This window comes from Enterobacter sp. DVT3837, assembly GCF_056238685.1.
In genome coordinates, this window is the sequence record NZ_JBWDLA010000001.1 from 2,856,177 (window position 1) to 2,876,396 (window position 20,220).

Consider the following 20,220-nt stretch of genomic DNA (forward strand, 5'->3'; position numbering starts at 1 on the left):
AAAAAATTTTACAGGGGAGTGTTATGAGTCAGGCATTACCGCTTATTACCCGTCAGGGCGATCGCATTGCCATTGTCAGTGGATTGCGTACGCCATTTGCACGTCAGGCAACGGCATTTCATGGCATACCGGCTGTTGACCTGGGGAAAATGGTGGTGGGGGAGATGCTGGCTCGCAGCGAAATTCCGCCAGAGGTCATCGAACAGCTGGTTTTCGGTCAGGTCGTGCAGATGCCTGAAGCACCCAATATTGCGCGGGAAATCGTCCTCGGTACCGGAATGAATGTCCATACTGATGCCTACAGCGTCAGCCGCGCGTGCGCGACCAGCTTCCAGGCTGTAGCTAACGTGGCTGAAAGCCTGATGGCGGGCACTATTCGTGCCGGTATTGCTGGCGGAGCGGACTCCTCTTCGGTACTGCCGATCGGGGTCAGCAAAAAGCTGGCGCGTATCCTGGTTGACGCCAACAAAGCCCGCACAACCGGACAGAAGCTCAAACTCTTCTCTCGTTTACGCCTGAGGGATCTCATGCCTGTACCTCCTGCCGTTGCGGAATATTCCACGGGTCTACGCATGGGTGATACCGCCGAGCAGATGGCGAAGACCTATGGCATTACCCGCGAGCAGCAGGATGCGCTGGCCCACCGTTCACATCAGCTGGCAGCGAAAGCCTGGTCTGAAGGTAAACTGGCTGATGAAGTGATGACCGCTTATATCCCGCCATATCGAGAACCGCTTGCGGAAGATAACAATATCCGCGGCACCTCGACGCTGGCGGATTATGCAAAACTGCGCCCTGCGTTTGACCGCAAACATGGCACGGTAACCGCGGCTAACAGTACGCCACTGACGGACGGCGCTGCTGCGGTGATCCTGATGACCGAATCCCGCGCGAAAGAGCTGGGTATCACCCCCCTGGGCTATTTGCGCAGCTATGCTTTTACCGCCATTGATGTCTGGCAGGACATGCTGTTAGGACCTGCCTGGTCCACGCCGCTGGCACTGGATCGCGCAGGGCTGACGCTGGCTGATTTAACCCTGATTGATATGCACGAAGCCTTTGCCGCACAAACCCTGGCAAACGTGCAGTTACTGGCAAGCGAGCGTTTTGCGCGAGATGTGCTGGGCCGTGCCCATGCCACTGGTGAAGTGGATCAAAGCAAATTCAACGTGCTGGGCGGCTCTATCGCCTATGGTCATCCGTTTGCCGCCACAGGGGCGAGGATGATCACGCAAACATTACACGAGCTACGTCGCCGTGGCGGCGGGTTTGGCCTTGTTACCGCCTGTGCGGCGGGTGGCCTTGGTGCAGCAATGGTTCTGGAGGCCGAATAATGGATATGCCATCCGCATTTAATCTGACGGTTCGCCTCGATAACGTCGCCGTTATCACTATTGATGTGCCTGATGAAAAGATGAATACCCTGAAGGCTGAATTTGGTGTTCAGGTTCGCGCGATGCTAAAGCAGATCCGTGAAAACAAGGCCATTCGTGGCCTGGTGTTTATCTCTGCTAAGCCGGACAACTTTATTGCCGGAGCCGACATTAACATGATCGCCCGTGCGCAAAGTGCTCTGGAAGCCGAAGAGCTGGCGCGTCAGGGCCAGCAGGTGATGGCGGAGATCAACGCTCTGCCAATCCCGGTGATTGCCGCGATCCACGGCGCATGTCTGGGCGGAGGACTGGAGCTGGCGCTGGCCTGTCATAGCCGTATCTGTACCGATGACGCAAAAACCATTATGGGTCTGCCGGAAGTGCAGTTAGGACTTCTGCCAGGCTCCGGCGGAACGCAGCGTCTGCCACGCCTTGTGGGGGTCAGCACTGCACTCGAAATGATCCTGACGGGTAAGCAACTGCGTGCCCGCCAGGCCCTGAAAGCCGGCCTGGTTGATGAAGTGGTTCCTCATTCCATTTTGCTGGAGGCTGCCGTCGAACTGGCTCTGAAAGGACGCCAGGCTAAACGTCCTCTACCCGTTCGTGAACGCGTTCTGGCCGGGCCGTTGGGACGTGCTTTGCTGTTCAGTATGGTGGGTAAAAAGACTGAGCAGAAAACCAAAGGCAACTACCCGGCGGCGAAGCGAATTCTTGAGGTTATTGAAACAGGGTTATCACAGGGCAGCAGTAGCGGCTATGCCGCTGAGGCAAAAGCCTTCGGTGAACTGGCGATGACGCCGCAGTCGCAGGCACTACGCAGCATTTTCTTTGCCAGCACTGAGGTGAAAAAAGATCCGGGCAGTGAGGCTAAACCTGCTCCGCTACGCGCCGTTGGCGTACTGGGTGGTGGGCTAATGGGCGGCGGAATATCTTTTGTTACCGCAAGCAAAGGTAAATTGCCTGTACGTATCAAAGACATCGCTGCGAAAGGGATCAACCACGCGCTGCAGTATAGCTGGCAGAACCTTGATCAGAAGGTCAAACGCCGCCATATCAGGGCAAGCGAGCGTGATAAAACCCTGGCGATGATCTCCGGTACGACGGATTACAGTGGTTTTGCGCATCGCGATCTGGTGATTGAAGCCGTGTTTGAGGATCTGGCGCTTAAGCAGCAGATGGTGGCAGACGTTGAGCTACATTGCGCCCCGCACACCATTTTTGCCTCAAACACGTCGTCATTGCCGATTGGCGATATCGCGGCGAAAGCCGTGCGTCCGGAGCAGGTGATTGGCCTGCACTTCTTTAGCCCGGTAGAAAAAATGCCGCTGGTGGAAGTGATCCCGCATGCCACAACCAGCCCGCAAACCATCGCAACCGTGGTGAAACTGGCCAAAATGCAGGGTAAGACACCGATCGTTGTGGCGGACAAAGCCGGTTTTTACGTTAACCGCATTCTGGCTCCCTATATTAATGAAGCCATGCGGTTGCTGACAGAAGGCGAGAAAATCGAGCACGTCGACGAGGCGCTCGTCAAGTTTGGTTTCCCTGTTGGGCCAATCCAACTTTTGGATGAGGTGGGAATAGACACCGGAACTAAAATTATACCTGTGCTGGAAGCCGCTTATGGCGATCGTTTTACCCCGCCTGCAAATATTGTTTCTGCAATTTTGAAGGACGATCGCAAAGGCAGAAAAAATGAACGCGGTTTCTATCTTTACGGCGCGAAAGGGCGTAAAAGCAAGAAACAGGTCGACCCTTCTGTTTATGGGCTTATTTCGACCGCCGGTCAGGGAAAACTGTCTGCCGTTCAGTGTGCTGAACGGTGTGTGATGATGATGCTCAATGAAGCGGCGCGCTGCTTTGGTGAACAGGTTATCAGGAGCGCGCGTGATGGTGACATCGGCGCGGTATTCGGCATTGGTTTCCCGCCGTTCCTTGGCGGCCCGTTCCGTTACATGGATACGCTTGGTGCGGGTGAAGTGGTTGCTATCCTGCAACGTTTGGCCTCGCAGTATGGTCCACGGTTTACACCGTGTGACGAATTATTGCAGATGGCGGAACAGGGCCAGACATTTTGGCCTGTAAGGGAAACTGTCCTCGTAAGTTGAGGTCAAAGAAGGGTAAATCCTGAAGTGAATGAACCTGTTCTGGCGATTTTGTAAACAGAGATTGACTATACTTACGCCATTAAGGTAAAAAACAGCGTTTCATTCACCGAATGGATCAGGCACAATGCCCGGCCATCGGGTTTTCTACCTCTCAGCAGTTATCGCGGGTAGTTAACGCCGGTGATTCTGGTTAACAAAAGCGGTGCAATATGCAAGTTTTTATCATGCGTCACGGCGACGCGGCACTCGATGCCGCCAGTGACTCAGTACGTCCTTTGACCGTCTGTGGCTGCGACGAATCTCGTCTGATGGCGACCTGGCTTAAAGGTCAAAAAGTGGACATCGAACGCGTTCTGGTGAGTCCGTTCCTGCGTGCTGAACAGACGCTGGACGTGGTAGGGGAGTGTATGAACCTGCCTGCCAGTGTGGACGTTCTCCCTGAACTCACCCCGTGTGGCGATGTAGGCCTTGTCAGCGCTTATCTTCAGGCGCTGTACAATGAAGGTGTCGCTTCCGCGCTGGTCATTTCCCACCTGCCACTGGTTGGTTATCTGGTATCTGAGCTTTGCCCGGGCGAGACCCCGCCGATGTTCACGACATCCGCCATTGCCAATGTCACTCTCGACGAAACGGGCAGAGGTACCTTCAACTGGCAGATGAGTCCGTGCAACCTGAAGATGGCAAAAGCGATCTGATGTGACGTGTGCTATAGCGGGGAGCAGAGCATGCTTCCCGCTGTTCTGTCAGGGCAATTCTGGCGGCTGCCACTCTTCTACTTCAATCAACACCAGCAATGCGGCATCTCCGCCGTACTCTTTCGGTGCCTGATGAAAAGCCATCACGTGCGGATGTTGAGCCAGCCACAGGGGTGTTTGTTGCTTGAGAATATGTTTGCCGTGGCCGTGCATCACGCAAGTGCAAAAAACATGTTCACGGCGACAGGCCGCAATTAAAGCTCCCAGCTCTTGCTTCGCCTGCATCTGCGTCAAACCATGCAGATCGAGAAACAGCTCGGGTGAATAATCCCCACGGCGTAATTTCTTCAGCTCAAAATGGCTGACGTCTTCACGTACATACTTCACCGCCCCTTGTGTATTGAGCAGCGGCTGAAATTCATCTGAAAAATAGTGGCTGTTATCCGCCTGCTCCTGCAGCAGCCGTTTGACCGGTACTTCGCTGATTTTTTTACGATGCGGGCGATGGACAATAGTGTCCTGCGCGATTTTACGCGTCCCGGTCATCAGCTGTCGGAAGAGCGCCTGATCCTCCTCGCTGAGCGATGTTTTCTTTTTCATTTGTCATTCTCATCTCGTATTTCCGATAGTGTACCCGACTAAACGCATTTTTTAACCTCAAGCGGCACGCGTCATTGCTGATTTATCGCCGTCTTCATGGCAAACTAGCCGCCGAAAATTATGCGAGCATGCCCTGGAGGAAAGAGTGGATAAAATTTTTGTCGATGAAGCAGTAAACGAGCTGCATACCATACAGGACATGTTGCGCTGGTCGGTTAGCCGCTTCAGCGCCGCCAATATCTGGTACGGTCACGGTACCGATAACCCGTGGGATGAGGCTGTTCAGCTGGTGCTGCCGTCTCTCTATCTGCCGCTGGATATTCCTGAAGACATGCGCACCGCGCGCCTGACCTCAAGCGAAAAACACCGCATTGTTGAACGTGTGATCCGCCGCGTGAACGAGCGTATTCCGGTCGCCTACCTGACTAACAAAGCCTGGTTCTGCGGCCACGAGTTTTATGTCGATGAGCGCGTGCTGGTGCCGCGCTCGCCAATTGGCGAGCTGATTAATAACCACTTTGAAGGTCTGATCGGCCATCAGCCGCAACACATTCTGGATATGTGTACCGGCAGTGGCTGCATCGCCATCGCCTGCGCGTATGCTTTCCCGGAAGCGGAAGTGGACGCAGTTGATATCTCCACCGACGCGCTGGCTGTCACCGAGCACAACATTGAAGAACATGGTTTGATTCACCACGTTACGCCAATTCGCTCCGATCTGTTCCGCGACCTGCCAACGTTGCAATACGATCTCATTGTCACTAACCCGCCGTACGTTGATGCGGAAGACATGTCCGATCTGCCGAACGAATATCGCCATGAGCCGGAACTGGGTCTGGCTTCAGGTTCTGACGGCCTGAAGCTGACGCGTCGCATCCTGGCCTGCGCGCCGGATTATCTGACCGACGACGGTGTTCTGATTTGTGAAGTAGGCAACAGCATGGTACATCTGATAGAGCAGTACCCGGATGTGCCGTTCACTTGGCTTGAGTTCGACAACGGCGGTGACGGCGTCTTTATGCTGACCAAAGCGCAGCTGCTCGACGCGCGTGAACACTTCAGTATCTATAAAGATTAATCCAGCGGGCTTCGGCCCGTTTCACAACGCTCAAACACAAACAACAACATCGGAGCCGTGATGGCAGGAAACAGTATTGGACAGTTATTCCGTGTGACCACTTTTGGTGAATCGCACGGGCTGGCATTGGGTTGTATCGTTGACGGCGTCCCGCCAGGCATCGAACTGACCGAAGCCGATTTACAGCACGACCTCGACCGTCGTCGTCCGGGCACTTCTCGCTACACCACGCAGCGTCGCGAGCCGGACCAGGTTAAAATTCTCTCCGGCGTCTTTGAAGGCCGTACCACTGGGACCAGCATTGGTCTGCTGATCGAAAACACCGATCAGCGTTCTCAGGACTACGGTGCTATCAAGGACGTGTTCCGCCCAGGCCATGCCGACTACACCTACGAGCAAAAATACGGCTTCCGTGACTATCGCGGCGGTGGACGTTCTTCCGCGCGTGAAACCGCGATGCGCGTGGCCGCAGGGGCGATTGCCAAGAAATATCTGCAGCAGAAATTTGGCATTGTGATCCGTGGCTGTCTGACCCAGATGGGCGACATTCCGCTGGCCATCAAGGACTGGGAGCAGGTTGAACAGAACCCGTTCTTCTGTGCTGATGCCGACAAGCTGGAGGCGCTGGACGAACTGATGCGCGGCCTGAAAAAAGAGGGCGACTCCATTGGTGCGAAAGTCACCGTGGTGGCGGACGGCGTCCCGGCTGGCTGGGGTGAGCCGGTATTTGACCGTCTCGACGCCGACATCGCCCACGCGCTGATGAGCATTAACGCGGTGAAGGGTGTAGAGATTGGCGACGGTTTTGACGTGGTTCAGCTTCGTGGCAGTCAGAACCGCGACGAAATTACGAAAGCTGGTTTCCAGAGCAACCATGCGGGTGGCATTCTCGGTGGGATCAGCAGCGGGCAGCAGATTGTTGCCAACATCGCACTGAAGCCGACCTCCAGCATCACCGTGCCGGGCCATACGATTAACCGCGATGGCGAAGAAGTTGAGATGATCACCAAAGGACGTCACGATCCGTGCGTGGGGATCCGCGCGGTGCCGATCGCCGAGGCGATGCTGGCTATCGTGCTGATGGATCACTTCCTGCGCCAGCGCGCGCAGAATGCGGATGTGACGACCACCATTCCACGCTGGTAAACATGAAAAAGACCGCAATTGCTCTGCTGGCGCTGCTCGCCAGTGGAGCCAGTCTGGCCGCGACGCCATGGCAAAAAATCACCCACCCGGTGGCGGGGAGCGCGCAGTCCATTGGTGCCTTTTCGAACGGCTGTATCGTCGGTGCCCAGGAGCTTCCGCTGCAGTCCGATACCTACCAGGTGATGCGTACCGATCAGCGTCGTTATTTCGGTCACCCGGATCTGGTGTTGTTCATCCAGCGTCTGGGAAACCAGGTGCATAACCTGGGGTTGGGCACGATGCTGATTGGCGATATGGGGATGCCTGCCGGCGGTCGTTTTAACAGTGGGCACGCCAGTCACCAGACCGGGCTGGATGTCGATATCTTCCTGCAACTTCCGAAGGCGCGCTGGAGTTCTGCCCAACTGCTAAAACCGCAGGCGCTGGATCTGGTGGCAAGCGACGGAAAAAACGTTGTGCCTTCGCTGTGGTCGCAGGATGTGTTCAGTTTGATCAAGCTGGCGGCAAAAGATAACGACGTCACGCGGATTTTCGTCAACCCGGCTATCAAACAGCAGCTCTGCCTGGATGCCGGAACCGATCGCGACTGGCTGCGCAAAGTCCGCCCGTGGTTCCAGCACCGTGCGCACATGCACGTGCGTCTGCGCTGCCCGGCGAACAGCCTGGAATGTGAAGATCAGCCGCTACCGCCGTCGGGCGATGGCTGCGGATATGAACTGCAAAGCTGGTTTGAGCCAGCCAAACCTGGAACCTCTAAGCCTGAGAAGAAGACACCGCCTCCGTTGCCGCCTTCCTGCCAGGCGCTACTGGATGAGCATGTACTTTAATGGATAATTTCGTCGATCTGTTTATGGTGTCGCCGCTGCTGCTGGTGGTGTTGTTCTTTGTGGCCATGCTGGCCGGTTTTATCGATGCTCTTGCGGGCGGCGGCGGGCTGTTAACCGTACCCGCGCTACTGGCGGCGGGCATGAGCCCGGCTCAGGCTCTGGCCACGAATAAGCTGCAGGCTTGCGGCGGTTCACTCTCGGCATCGCTCTATTTTATCCGCCGTAAGGTGGTGAGCCTTGCCGATCAGAAGCTCAATATCCTGATGACCTTTATCGGCTCGACGTCGGGCGCGCTGCTGGTCCAGCACGTGCAGTCCGATATTTTGCGCCAGATCCTACCGATTCTGGTCATCTGCATCGGGCTTTACTTCTTGCTGATGCCAAAACTCGGTGAAGAAGATCGCCAGCGTCGTCTGCACGGTCTGCCATTTGCTCTGATTGCCGGTGGCTGTGTGGGTTTTTACGACGGTTTCTTCGGCCCGGGCGCCGGTTCATTTTATGCGCTGGCGTTCGTGACGCTAGCCGGGTTTAACCTTGCCAAATCCACTGCCCATGCCAAAGTGCTCAACGCGACCTCAAACCTTGGTGGCCTGTTGCTGTTTATCATCGGGGGCAAGGTTATCTGGGCAACCGGGTTTGTGATGATGGCGGGGCAGTTCCTGGGCGCGCGTGCAGGCTCGCGTCTGGTGTTAAGCAAAGGACAAAAACTTATCCGCCCAATGATTGTTATCGTCTCGGCGGTAATGAGCGCCAAACTTCTTTATGACAGCCATGGACAGGAGATCCTCACCTGGCTGGGGATGCACTCATGAACAGTACGCATAAATACGAACAGCTGATTGAGATTTTTGACGGCTGTTTTGCTGACGATTTTAATACCCGTCTGATTAAAGGCGACGACGAACCGATCTATCTTCCCGCTGATGCTGACGTGCCGTATAACCGCATCGTCTTTGCTCACGGTTTTTACGCCAGCGGGTTGCACGAGATTTCGCACTGGTGCATCGCCGGAAAAGCGCGTCGCGAGCTGGTGGACTTCGGCTACTGGTACTGCCCGGACGGACGTGACGCCGCAACGCAGGGGCAGTTTGAAGATGTTGAGGTTAAACCGCAGGCGCTGGAATGGTTATTCTGCATCGCGGCGGGTTTCCCGTTCAACGTGAGCTGTGACAACCTCGAAGGCGACTTCGAGCCAGACCGTATCGTGTTCCAGCGCCGCGTTCATGCGCAGGTGATGGAATATCTTGAGAAAGGCATTCCGGAACGTCCGGCGCGTCTGATCGAGGCTTTACAGAATTATTACCACACGCCGGCGATCGCGGCGGAATGCTTCCCCTGGCCGGAAGATCTTTAACTGAGGAAAGAAGATGATCGCAGAATTTGAATCACGCATTCTGGCGTTAATTGATGACATGGTGGAACACGCCAGTGATGATGAGCTGTTCGCCAGCGGTTATCTGCGTGGTCACCTGACGTTAGCCGTTGCTGAGCTGGAGGCCGGGGACGATCACACTGCCGAGGCCGTTCATGATGAAGTGACCCGCAGCCTGGAGAAAGCTATTCAGGCAGGAGAACTCTCTCCGCGCGATCAGTCACTGGTGCTGGGTATGTGGGACAATTTGTTCCAGCAGGCGAAAGCGAAGTAATTGTTTTCAGCCCTCTCCCGCAGGGAGAGGGCTCCAGACCACAGCCTACTTAACCTTTTTCCCCTTCAGCAGTTTCCGCACCCACAGTCGGTTTGGATTAAGCCCTGCAAGCGTAACCCTGTCCAGCGGAATCGGCTCTTCGCTCATTTGCGCGGCCAGTACTTCAGCCAGCAATGGCGCTGAACATAATCCCCGCGAGCCTAGCCCACCCAGCATAAACAGGTCCGGATACACCGGTGCACTCACTGCAGTATCTTTGTTTTCCGCAAGATCCTGATAAGCCTCCAGTGTTGCTTCATAGTCCGGTACGTTACCCGCCATAGGCAGATGGTCGCGGGTGGCGCAGCGCACGCCGCAACGCGCTTCCCCCTCGCTGATGTCAACCTCTTTCGCCCACGCAGCATCCGGGAAACAGTCAATCAGTCGCTGGCGGTTTTGCTGCTGATCTGCATCGCTGTAGTCCATATCCGTTTCGCCACGATGGTAGCTGGCGCCGATGCAGTGATGGCCGTTAGACGGGTTTTGTGGCGTCAGATAACCGTCATAGCACAGCACCTGACGCAGCTTGCTCAGTTCGGGCGCGGTCGGGATATGGCTCACCTGGCCGCCGACCGGATAAACCGGCAACGTCTCTGTCTGGATAAACTGGCTGATGTTATGTCCGTTTGCCAGCACAACGCTGGCATGGCTTGCCTCTTTGCCATCGGCAAAACGGAGATTCCAGCGATCTGTGCGGCTCAGCGATTCAACCTTGTGAGCATAATGTGCCGTCAGCCCGTGTGATTGTGCCAGAGCAATGACCGCCGCGGTCAGTTCCGCCGGGCACAGCCAGCCGCCGAGCGGATACTGAATGCCTCCACAGCCGGTGTCCACGCCAGCGGTGTCTGCCACCTCTTGCGTACTTACCTCGCGGGCAATTTCGTCAGGCAGACCCAGCGACAGCATCTGCGTGATTTTTTGCTGGCTCTTTTCATCCCAGCCGAGCTGCGTCACGCCGCACCAGTCATGGTCGAATGCCACTGGCAGGGCGTCATACAGATGACGAGCGAAGATAAAGGCTGCCGGGAAAAACTGACTCAGTGCGGGATCGTGAGCGCTTAAAAGGGGATAGAGCGCCCCCTGACGGTTGCCGGAAGCCCCCTTTGCTGGCGTCTCGTCAGCACAGTAGAGTGCCACCTGCCAGCCCCGGTGGAGAAGGGCGAGAGAAAGCAGGGCGCTGGCGATCCCTCCGCCGACTATCGCCACTTCGCGCGATGCGCTGGCGCGGCGTGCAAACCAGGGCGCCTGAGCGGGAATGTCCAGCGTCTGATCCATCCTGCCGACCAGCATGTCGCGCTTGCGGCCAAAACCTTTGGTCTTCTGCATGGTAAAGCCCGCTTCCTGCAACCCCCGGCGGACAAATCCTGCCGAGGTAAAGGTAGCGAGCGTTGCACCCGGGCGCGCCAGCCGCGCCATCGCGGTGAACAGATGCTGACTCCACATATCCGGGTTTTTGGCAGGCGCAAAGCCGTCCAGGAACCATGCATCTACCTTCTGATTCATCGAATCATCGAGCTTATCGGTCAGTTCATTGATGTCGCCAAGCCACAGATCCAGTGTGATGCGTCCGCCGTCCAGCAGTAAACGGTGACAGCCCCCAATATGAGGCGGCCACTGCGCCTGAAGCTGCTCTGCCAACGGTGCAAGTTCCGGCCAGTGCTGATGGGCGAGCCGCAGATCGTGCGCCGTGAGCGGGAATTTTTCGAAACTGATGAAATGTAATCTTTGTAGCGTAGCCTCAGGGTGTGCAGTGTGAAACTGATCGAACGCCTGCCAGAGGGTCAGAAAATTCAGTCCGGTACCGAAGCCGCTCTCGGCGACCACGAACAGATTCCGCGGATGTACAGGGAAGCGAATGCTGAGCTGGTTTCCGTCGAGGAAAACATAGCGGGTTTCTTCCAGTCCGTTATCATTAGAAAAATAGACGTCATCAAAATCTCGGGAAACAGGTGTACCCTCAGCGTTGAATTCGAGGTTGGCGGGTTGTATAGCATTTTGTTTCACGTAAGTTACTCGTCTGACAGGCAGTGGCACGATCTTAACGATGTGAGCCCATCGGTGCAAATTTCCGCAGAAAATGGCTGATCGGACTTGTTCGGCGTACAAGTGTACGCTATTGTGCGACTCGAAACTTACTATAGTGCGACTTACAGAGGTATTGAATGAAACGTGCAGTGATTACTGGCCTGGGCATTGTCTCCAGCATCGGTAATAACCAGCAGGAAGTCCTGGCATCTCTGCGTGAAGGACGCTCCGGGATCACTTTCTCTGAAGAGTTTAAAGATTCAGGTATGCGCAGCCACGTATGGGGTAACGTCAAACTGGACACCACCGGTTTGATTGACCGCAAAGTGGTTCGTTTCATGAACGATGCCTCTATTTATGCTTATCTCTCCATGCAGGAAGCGATCAAAGATTCCGGCCTGAGTGAAGAGGTTTATCAGAACAACCCGCGCGTGGGTCTGATTGCCGGTTCCGGCGGCTCATCAAAAGCGCAGGTATTCGGTGCTGACGCAATGCGCAGCCCGCGTGGTCTGAAAGCGGTAGGTCCGTACGTGGTAACCAAAGCCATGGGTTCTGCGGTTTCCGCGTGCCTGGCGACCCCATTCAAAATCCACGGTGTGAACTACTCCATCAGCTCCGCGTGTGCGACGTCTGCACACTGCATCGGTAATGCTGTTGAGCAGATCCAACTGGGTAAACAGGACATCGTATTTGCTGGCGGCGGCGAAGAGCTGGGCTGGGAAATGGCCTGTGAATTCGACGCGATGGGCGCACTGTCCACCAAATACAATGAAACCCCGGATAAAGCATCCCGTACCTATGATGCGCACCGTGACGGTTTCGTTATCGCTGGCGGCGGCGGTATGGTTGTGGTTGAAGAGCTGGAACATGCGCTGGCACGTGGCGCGCACATCTATGCTGAGATCGTGGGCTACGGTGCAACGTCTGATGGCGCTGACATGGTTGCGCCATCTGGAGAAGGTGCGGTGCGCTGCATGAAGATGGCGATGCACGGTGTTGATACCCCAATCGACTACCTGAACTCCCACGGTACCTCTACTCCGGTAGGCGACGTGAAAGAGCTGGGTGCAATCCGTGAAGTCTTCGGCGACAACAGCCCGGCAATCTCCGCGACCAAAGCGATGACCGGACACTCTCTGGGTGCGGCTGGCGTGCAGGAAGCGATCTACTCTCTGCTGATGCTGGAAAACGGCTTTATCGCCCCAAGCATCAACATCGAAGAGATGGACGAGCAGGCTGCTGGCCTGAACATCGTGACCAAACCAATGGACGCGACGCTCACCACCGTCATGTCCAACAGCTTCGGTTTCGGCGGCACCAACGCCACGCTGGTGATGCGCAAGCTGAAAGCATAAGTTTTATGTTTGATTCAGAAAGGGAGCCATAAGGCTCCCTTTTTTTATGCATTGACAACTGGCTGATCTGACAGGCAAACTTCACCACTCAACATTATCCTCACGATAATGCGTAAGCGTTTAACGTCAACCAACGCACCTTAATCCTGATAATCAGGTAGAGGGGGCGTGGCATTTCCCCGCCTTACTCTTCATTTCGGAGTAAAGCATGACTGCAATAACTCAAACAGAAACAACCCCTTCAGCGAACGTCTCGCTGTTCCGTATCGCCTTTGCCGTATTTCTGACCTATATGACCGTTGGTCTGCCGTTGCCGGTGATCCCGCTGTTCGTTCATCAGGAACTGGGCTATGGCAACACCATGGTCGGCATTGCCGTGGGCATTCAGTTTTTAGCCACGGTATTAACGCGTGGATACGCCGGTCGTCTGGCGGATCAGCACGGTGCTAAACGTTCCGCACTGCAGGGGATGTTTGCCTGCGGGCTGGCAGGTGGTGCGTGGCTGCTGGCTGCTCTCCTGCCGGTCGACACCGCGTATAAATTTGCGCTGCTGGTGCTGGGCCGTTTAATCCTCGGCTTTGGTGAAAGCCAGCTGCTGACCGGTACCCTGACCTGGGGTATGGGTCTTGTGGGGCCTGCGCGTTCCGGAAAAGTGATGTCCTGGAACGGTATGGCCATCTACGGCGCGCTGGCCGCGGGCGCACCGCTTGGACTGCTGATCAATAGCCAGTTTGGATTTGCGGCGCTGGCTGCCACCACCATGCTGTTACCGCTCCTGGCGTGGGCGTTTAACGGCTCGGTCCGTAAAGTACCTGCCCATAAAGGGGAGCGTCCTTCCCTGTGGAGCGTGGTTGGTCAAATATGGCAGCCGGGTCTTGGCCTGGCACTGCAGGGTGTGGGATTTGCGGTGATTGGTACGTTCGTCTCGCTTTATTTCATGAGCCGTGGCTGGGCGATGGCGGGCTTTACCCTCACTGCCTTTGGCGGCGCATTTGTGCTGATGCGAGTGCTGTTCGGCTGGATGCCGGATCGTTTTGGCGGTGTGAAAGTGGCGGTAGCGTCGCTGATGATAGAAACCGTTGGCTTGTTGCTACTGTGGAACGCACCGGTCGCTTCTGTTGCACTGATCGGCGCAGCACTCACCGGTTGCGGTTGTTCACTGATCTTCCCGGCGCTCGGCGTTGAAGTCGTGAAGCGTGTTGCCCCGCAGGTGCGTGGTACAGCATTGGGCGGCTATGCGGCGTTTCAGGATATCTCATACGGTGTCACCGGGCCGCTGGCGGGGCTGTTAGCCACTTCGTTTGGCTATCCGTCAGTGTTCCTGGCCGGAGCGGTTTCTGCGGTGGTTGGGATTATTGTGACGCTGGTGGCGTTTCGCAGGACTTGAGCCGTTGTAGGCCCGGTAAGCGCAGCGCCACCGGGCAAAACCTCAGGCAACCAGCCAGAAAATCGCCAGCGCAATCATCAGCGCAATAAACAACAGCCCCGGACGGGCAGACAGCGTTCTGAAGGTCTCCACGACCGGTGCAAACAGCGGGTTGTAGATCGGCTGAATATCCCTGACTTCCGGCACGCCGCCTTCACGCTCGGCGCGGCGGATAAAGATTTGATTCAGCAAATCCTGCACCTGCGCGGTGGTCAGTACCGTTTGCGGCGTGGCCTGCCAGGTCTGCTGGGCGTAATCCCGAATCACCTCAAACTCATGCGGCTCAAGCGGCTGTTTCAGTGCCGCCTGGAGCGTATGCAGGGTAGGGGTACTCTGGCTACTCAGCGTCTGACGGGCCTGTAGCCAGGTCACCAGATGGGTAAACTGTTTCGCCGGGATCAGCTCGCCCGCTTTCACGCCGGAAAGCTCCAGCATCGACTGCCAGATAAGCTTCGTTGACTCGCCGGTGGCGGCGGCCAGTTTGGTCACCATCTGGTTCAGTGTATTGTGTTCAGCAGGCAGCAGCGGACGCTCGGTTGACGGACGCTGTTGCGGTTGCGGGATGGTCAGCTGATTGGTTTGCAGCAGCGTCAGCACGGTTTTCAACTGCTCTGGCGTCAGCTGACTCAGGGCGGTCTGGCCAAACTGCTGGCGAATGAAATCACTGACCGCCTGTCGGTTATTACCCTGGCCTAACAGCTCGGTGAGCTGTGAGACAATCTGCCGGGTGGTGTGATTTTGCTGTGCGGCGGTAATACGCTGATTCAGATTTTGCTCGGCCGCAGGGAAATGGCGCGACTGCAGCGGTGCATCGTTCCGGACACCTAAATCATGCTTAACCCCGGCCCAGACTTCCGCGTTTTGCTGTGACGTCAGCGCAATCAGGCGCGTGATCAGTCGCTCCAGCACAGTGCGCTGTTGTGTGGATAGCGGTTGTTCACCGGCAACGTTCGGCGTGACAGGGCCTTCACCCGGAGGGCGTGGCGGCGTACCTGAAATGGGCTGCATCGTCAAAAATCCTTAAAGTCAAAACTCAGCGTAAACCAGGCATACGTATATGCCTGGCGGCCAGATTATGGCACACTTGGCAGGTTTTCTTCCTCTCAAACAGGTACTCAGACGTGAAAATCCTCGTTGATGAAAATATGCCTTATGCCCGTGAGCTGTTTAGCCGCCTGGGTAACGTTAAGGCTGTCCCTGGTCGTCCAATCCCGGTTAACGAACTGGATGATGCAGATGCGCTGATGGTGCGCTCGGTGACCAAAGTAAATGAGGCGTTGCTCGCCGGTAAAGCGATTAAGTTCGTCGGGACCGCAACGGCAGGGACCGATCATGTGGATGACAAATGGCTTAAGCAGGCGGGGATCGGTTTTTCCGCCGCGCCGGGCTGTAACGCCATTGCTGTAGTGGAATACGTTTTTTCCTCCCTTCTGATGCTTGCCGAGCGTGACGGTTTTGCGTTGCAGGATCGTACCGTAGGGATTGTCGGTGTGGGTAATGTGGGCGGACGCCTGCAAAAACGTCTGGAAGCGTTGGGTATTCGTACTCTGCTGTGCGACCCTCCGCGCAAAGACAACGGTGAGGAAGGGGATTTCCGCCCGCTGGATGAACTGGTTGAACAGTGCGATGTGATCACTTTCCACACGCCGTTGTTTAAAGAAGGGCCGTATAAGTCGCTGCATCTTGCCGATGAAGCCCTGATCCGTCGTCTGAAACCTGGCACTATTCTGATAAATGCCTGCCGCGGTCCGGTGGTGGATAATGCCGCGCTGCTGACATGTCTGAATGATGGGCAAGACCTCAGCGTGGTGCTGGACGTCTGGGAGCCAGAGCCGGATCTCAACGTTGAGCTGCTTAACAAGGTGGACGTGGGTACTGCGCATATCGCCGGTTACACCCTCGAGGGGAAAGCGCGCGGCACGACTCAGGTCTTCGAAGCCTACAGTGCCTTTATTGGGCATCCGCAGCAGGTCGCGCTGGATACCTTACTGCCTGCACCTGAATTTGGCCGCATTACTCTGCATGGTCCGCTCGATCAGGCGACGCTGAAAAGGTTGGTACATTTGGTGTATGATGTGCGCCGCGATGATGCGCTACTGCGTAAGGTGGCGGGGATCCCGGGTGAGTTTGACAAGCTGCGCAAAAACTATGTTGAGCGCCGTGAGTGGTCCTCTCTGTATGTGATTTGCGATGACGCAAAGGCTGCAACGCTACTGCATAAACTGGGTTTTAACGCCGTTCATCACCCGGCGCATTAATGTCTTCTTAATGCTCCCTGTCGGATACTCCGACAGGGACGCTTTTTTATTTCTGGAGTAAACCACCATGTCTGAAGGCTGGAACATTGCCATTTTAGGTGCCACGGGTGCCGTGGGCGAAGCCCTGCTCGAAACCCTTGCTGAGCGTCAGTTCCCGGTGGGCGATATCTATGCGCTGGCGCGTACCGATAGCGCGGGTGAGCATCTGCGTTTCAACAGTAAATCCGTGATGGTTCAGGATGCGGCAGCGTTCGACTGGACGCAGGCGCAGCTGGCATTTTTCGCCGCGGGCGTTGAAGCCACTGCTGCTTACATTGAAGAGGCGACTAACGCAGGCTGTCTGGTGATCGACCTGAGCGGTCTGTTCTCCATGGAGCCGGATGTGCCGCTGGTGGTGCCGGACGTGAACCCGTTTGTGCTGGCTGATTACCGTAATCGCAATATCATCGCGGTACCAAACAGCCTGACCAGCCAGTTGCTGACCGCTCTGAAACCACTTATTGACGACGGCGGCCTGTCGCGTATTACTGTCACCAGTCTGCTGTCCGCCTCCGCAAATGGCAAAAAGGCCGTCGATGCGCTGGCCGGTCAGAGCGCGAAGTTGTTGAACGGTATCCCGATTGACGAAGACGATTTCTTTGGTCGCCAGCTGGCGTTCAACATGCTGCCATTGCTGCCCGATCGCGAGGGTTCCGTGCGCGAAGAGCGCCGGATCGTCGATGAAGTTCGTAAAATTCTGCAGGACGACGGCCTGATGATCTCCGCGAACGTCGTGCAGTCCCCGGTCTTCTACGGTCACGCGCAGATGGTAGGTTTTGAAGCGCTGCGTCCGCTGGCGGCAGAAGAAGCGCGCGATGCGTTTGGTCGTGGGGAAGACATTGTGCTTTCCGAAGAGAGCGAGTTCCCGACCCAGGTGGGCGATGCCACCGGTAGCGCGCATCTTTCCGTTGGCTGCGTGCGTAACGACTATGGTATGCCGGAGCAGGTCCAGTTCTGGTCCGTTGCTGACAACGTTCGTTTCGGCGGTGCGCTGATGGCGGTCAAAATCGCTGAAAAACTGGTACAGGAGTACCTGTACTGATGTCAGACGTGGATCAAAAGCCAGTTCATAAAATTGCTCTCGGTATTGAGTACGATGGCAGTAAATACTATGGCTGGCAGCGTCAGAATGAGGTGCGCAGCGTCCAGGAGAAGCTGGAAAAAGCGCTCTCTCAGGTGGCAAACGAGCCAATTAACGTCCTGTGCGCGGGCCGTACGGACGCGGGTGTTCATGGCACGGGGCAGGTGGTTCACTTTGAAACCACTGCCGTGCGTAAAGATGCCGCCTGGACGCTGGGTGTAAATGCGAATTTACCTGGTGACATTGCTGTTCGTTGGGTGAAAGCTGTGCCGGATGATTTTCACGCGCGCTTCAGCGCCACGGCGCGTCGCTACCGTTATGTCATCTACAATCAACGTCTTCGTCCAGCGGTGTTAAGCCAGGGTGTGACGCATTTTTATGAACCGCTTGATGCTGAACGTATGCATCGTGCGGCGCAATGTCTGATTGGTGAGAATGACTTTACGTCGTTTCGTGCGGTGCAGTGTCAGTCCCGCACGCCGTGGCGTAATGTCATGCACATAAACGTCAGCCGTTTTGGCGCTTATGTGGTGGTGGATATCAAAGCCAATGCCTTTGTACATCATATGGTACGGAATATTGTGGGCAGCCTGATGGAAGTGGGTGCCGGACACCAGCCGGAGAGCTGGATTGCTGAACTGCTGGCAGCGAAGGACAGAACGCTTGCGGCAGCCACGGCGAAAGCGGAGGGGTTGTATCTGGTCTCGGTAGACTATCCGGATCGGTTTGACCTGCCGAAACCGCCAATGGGCCCGCTATTTTTAGCGGACTAAACAAAGGTGCAATTAGGGCTTAAACAATATGGACGTAATTCGTTTTTTGATTGATTTCATCCTGCATATTGATGTTCACCTGGCAGAGCTTGTCGCGCAATATGGCGTCTGGGTTTACGCTATTCTGTTCCTCATTCTGTTCTGTGAAACCGGTCTGGTCGTCACCCCTTTTTTACCCGGGGATTCGCTGCTGTTCGTCGCCGGGGCGTTATCAGCGTTACCGACCAATGATCTGAATGTACATCTGATGGTTGTGCTGATGGTGATTGCCGCCATTATTGGTGATGCGGTCAACTATACGATTGGGCGAGTATTTGGTGAGCGGCTTTTCAGTAATCCGGACTCGAAAATTTTCCGTCGTAGCTATTTAGACAAGACCCATGCGTTTTATGAACGCCATGGTGGCAAAACCATTATCCTTGCGCGTTTTGTGCCTATTGTGCGTACATTTGCACCGTTTGTGGCGGGAATGGGACATATGTCCTATCGTCACTTTGCGGCATACAACGTGGTTGGCGCGCTGCTGTGGGTACTGCTCTTTACCTATGCAGGCTACCTGTTTGGCGATCTTCCGGTGGTGCAGGAAAACCTTAAGTTACTGATTGTAGCGATTATTGTGCTTTCTATACTGCCGGGCGTGATTGAAATTATTCGTCACAAACGTGCGGCGGCGAAACAAACGAAGTAAATGCACACTGGCGGTTCGACCACTTTTTTATCCAAAGTTTCGGGCTGTTATGTTTTAATGTGCAACATTCATGGTCTGTTGGAGGCAAAAATGGCATTATTCGCCTCTTATAGCAAAACTGGCATACGACCAGGTTCAGGCAGAAAGGTTATCAATGAGCTGGATTGAACGAATTAAAAGCAACATTACCCCAACGCGCAAAGCGAGCATTCCTGAAGGGGTATGGACGAAGTGTGATAGCTGCGGCCAGGTTCTGTATCGCGCAGAACTGGAACGCAACCTAGAGGTGTGTCCGAAGTGTGACCACCACATGCGTATGTCGGCGCGTAACCGCCTGCATAGCCTGCTGGACGAAGGTTCTCTGGTAGAACTGGGTAGCGAGCTTGAGCCAAAAGACGTGCTGAAGTTCCGCGATTCCAAAAAATACAAAGATCGTCTGGCCTCTGCACAGAAAGAGACCGGCGAGAAAGACGCGCTGATCGTCATGAAGGGCACCCTGCATGAGATGCCGGTTGTTGCTGCTGCGTTTGAGTTCTCCTTTATGGGCGGCTCAATGGGTTCAGTGGTGGGTGCGCGTTTTGTTCGTGCCGTTGAGCAGGCGCTGGAAGACAACTGCCCGCTGATCTGCTTCTCTGCCTCTGGCGGTGCGCGTATGCAGGAAGCGTTGATGTCTCTGATGCAGATGGCGAAAACCTCTGCTGCACTGGCAAAAATGCAGGAGCGTGGTCTGCCTTACATCTCTGTGCTGACCGACCCAACCATGGGTGGCGTCTCCGCTAGTTTCGCGATGCTGGGCGATCTGAACATCGCTGAGCCAAAAGCGCTGATCGGCTTTGCAGGTCCTCGCGTTATTGAGCAGACCGTGCGTGAAAAACTGCCTCCGGGCTTCCAGCGCAGTGAGTTCCTCATTGAAAAAGGTGCCATCGACATGATCGTCCGTCGTCCGGAAATGCGCCTGAAGCTGGCGAGCATTCTGGCGAAGCTGATGAACCTGCCAGCGCCAAACCCGGATGAGCCGCGCGAAGGCGTGGTGGTACCGGATCAGGAACCCGAGGCCTGATAA

19 protein-coding genes are annotated in these 20,220 nt (G+C 55.7%); 16 read left to right on the top strand and 3 right to left on the bottom strand.

Going from position 1 to position 20,220, the window contains the following annotated elements; translation table 11 throughout:
* The first annotated feature begins 23 nt into the window (after positions 1-23).
* From fadI to sixA, 3 genes are all read left to right on the top strand, one after another.
* Positions 24-1,334, top strand: coding sequence for an acetyl-CoA C-acyltransferase FadI (gene fadI, locus AC0XWG_RS14150; RefSeq protein ID WP_028016197.1), 1,311 nt, complete (start codon positions 24-26; stop codon positions 1,332-1,334).
* Positions 1,334-3,481 (top strand): fatty acid oxidation complex subunit alpha FadJ, encoded by a 2,148-nt coding sequence (gene fadJ, locus AC0XWG_RS14155; protein ID WP_128347378.1) that lies wholly within the window; start codon positions 1,334-1,336, stop codon positions 3,479-3,481. The genes fadI and fadJ overlap by 1 nt, the downstream gene beginning before the upstream one ends.
* Before the next feature lie 209 nt (positions 3,482-3,690).
* On the top strand, positions 3,691-4,176 hold the full coding sequence (gene sixA, locus AC0XWG_RS14160; protein ID WP_028016199.1) for a phosphohistidine phosphatase SixA: 486 nt from the start codon (positions 3,691-3,693) through the stop codon (positions 4,174-4,176).
* A 48-nt stretch (positions 4,177-4,224) separates the two neighbouring features.
* Here the strand turns inward: sixA and smrB are convergent, their stop codons facing one another.
* Positions 4,225-4,776, bottom strand: a complete 552-nt coding sequence (smrB, locus tag AC0XWG_RS14165) for an endonuclease SmrB (protein WP_128347379.1) — start codon at positions 4,774-4,776, stop codon at positions 4,225-4,227.
* Between the two features lie 145 nt (positions 4,777-4,921).
* Here smrB and prmB point away from each other — a divergent pair, with 145 nt between their 5' ends.
* From prmB to AC0XWG_RS14195, 6 genes are read left to right on the top strand one after another with little or no spacing between them, the layout of a single operon-like run.
* Complete coding sequence (prmB, locus tag AC0XWG_RS14170; RefSeq protein WP_008502612.1) at positions 4,922-5,854, top strand: 50S ribosomal protein L3 N(5)-glutamine methyltransferase; 933 nt, start codon at positions 4,922-4,924, stop codon at positions 5,852-5,854.
* 60 nt (positions 5,855-5,914) lie between these two features.
* Positions 5,915-7,000: a chorismate synthase gene (gene aroC / locus AC0XWG_RS14175; RefSeq protein WP_047174231.1), complete on the top strand. Its 1,086-nt coding sequence runs from the start codon at positions 5,915-5,917 to the stop codon at positions 6,998-7,000.
* Between the two features lie 2 nt (positions 7,001-7,002).
* Positions 7,003-7,827 carry a penicillin-insensitive murein endopeptidase gene (mepA, locus tag AC0XWG_RS14180; protein ID WP_028016202.1) on the top strand — a complete coding sequence of 275 codons (825 nt, stop codon included), beginning with the start codon at positions 7,003-7,005 and terminating at the stop codon, positions 7,825-7,827.
* Positions 7,827-8,639: a sulfite exporter TauE/SafE family protein gene (locus AC0XWG_RS14185; protein WP_028016203.1), complete on the top strand. Its 813-nt coding sequence runs from the start codon at positions 7,827-7,829 to the stop codon at positions 8,637-8,639. Before mepA ends, AC0XWG_RS14185 begins: the two co-directional genes overlap by 1 nt.
* Complete coding sequence (locus AC0XWG_RS14190) at positions 8,636-9,181, top strand: elongation factor P hydroxylase (protein WP_049005892.1); 546 nt, start codon at positions 8,636-8,638, stop codon at positions 9,179-9,181. Before AC0XWG_RS14185 ends, AC0XWG_RS14190 begins: the two co-directional genes overlap by 4 nt.
* A 13-nt stretch (positions 9,182-9,194) precedes the next feature.
* Positions 9,195-9,473, top strand: coding sequence for a YfcL family protein (locus AC0XWG_RS14195; RefSeq protein WP_028016205.1), 279 nt, complete (start codon positions 9,195-9,197; stop codon positions 9,471-9,473).
* A gap of 45 nt (positions 9,474-9,518) precedes the next feature.
* Here the strand turns inward: AC0XWG_RS14195 and mnmC are convergent, their stop codons facing one another.
* Positions 9,519-11,516: a bifunctional tRNA (5-methylaminomethyl-2-thiouridine)(34)-methyltransferase MnmC2/FAD-dependent 5-carboxymethylaminomethyl-2-thiouridine(34) oxidoreductase MnmC1 gene (gene mnmC, locus AC0XWG_RS14200; protein ID WP_128347381.1), complete on the bottom strand. Its 1,998-nt coding sequence runs from the start codon at positions 11,514-11,516 to the stop codon at positions 9,519-9,521.
* Between the two features lie 158 nt (positions 11,517-11,674).
* Between mnmC and fabB the strand changes: the two genes are divergently transcribed.
* Both fabB and AC0XWG_RS14210 read left to right on the top strand, forming a co-directional pair.
* Positions 11,675-12,892 (top strand): beta-ketoacyl-ACP synthase I, encoded by a 1,218-nt coding sequence (gene fabB, locus AC0XWG_RS14205; RefSeq protein ID WP_028016207.1) that lies wholly within the window; start codon positions 11,675-11,677, stop codon positions 12,890-12,892.
* A 208-nt stretch (positions 12,893-13,100) separates the two neighbouring features.
* On the top strand, positions 13,101-14,279 hold the full coding sequence (locus AC0XWG_RS14210; protein ID WP_128347383.1) for an MFS transporter: 1,179 nt from the start codon (positions 13,101-13,103) through the stop codon (positions 14,277-14,279).
* 42 nt (positions 14,280-14,321) lie between these two features.
* On the opposite strand, the gene flk is transcribed toward AC0XWG_RS14210, so the two are convergent.
* On the bottom strand, positions 14,322-15,326 hold the full coding sequence (gene flk / locus AC0XWG_RS14215) for a flagella biosynthesis regulator Flk (RefSeq protein ID WP_108090842.1): 1,005 nt from the start codon (positions 15,324-15,326) through the stop codon (positions 14,322-14,324).
* 113 nt (positions 15,327-15,439) lie between these two features.
* Here flk and pdxB point away from each other — a divergent pair, with 113 nt between their 5' ends.
* The 5 genes from pdxB (at position 15,440) to accD (ending at position 20,217) form a co-directional block, all read left to right on the top strand.
* Complete coding sequence (gene pdxB, locus AC0XWG_RS14220) at positions 15,440-16,576, top strand: 4-phosphoerythronate dehydrogenase PdxB (RefSeq protein WP_257247451.1); 1,137 nt, start codon at positions 15,440-15,442, stop codon at positions 16,574-16,576.
* A 67-nt stretch (positions 16,577-16,643) separates the two neighbouring features.
* Positions 16,644-17,657 carry an aspartate-semialdehyde dehydrogenase gene (locus AC0XWG_RS14225; RefSeq protein ID WP_049005881.1) on the top strand — a complete coding sequence of 338 codons (1,014 nt, stop codon included), beginning with the start codon at positions 16,644-16,646 and terminating at the stop codon, positions 17,655-17,657.
* Complete coding sequence (truA, locus tag AC0XWG_RS14230) at positions 17,657-18,469, top strand: tRNA pseudouridine(38-40) synthase TruA (protein WP_028016212.1); 813 nt, start codon at positions 17,657-17,659, stop codon at positions 18,467-18,469. Before AC0XWG_RS14225 ends, truA begins: the two co-directional genes overlap by 1 nt.
* Positions 18,470-18,497: 28 nt before the next feature.
* On the top strand, positions 18,498-19,157 hold the full coding sequence (locus AC0XWG_RS14235) for a DedA family protein (RefSeq protein WP_475680728.1): 660 nt from the start codon (positions 18,498-18,500) through the stop codon (positions 19,155-19,157).
* 154 nt (positions 19,158-19,311) lie between these two features.
* Positions 19,312-20,217 carry an acetyl-CoA carboxylase, carboxyltransferase subunit beta gene (gene accD, locus AC0XWG_RS14240; protein ID WP_003861408.1) on the top strand — a complete coding sequence of 302 codons (906 nt, stop codon included), beginning with the start codon at positions 19,312-19,314 and terminating at the stop codon, positions 20,215-20,217.
* Positions 20,218-20,220 lie beyond the last annotated feature (3 nt).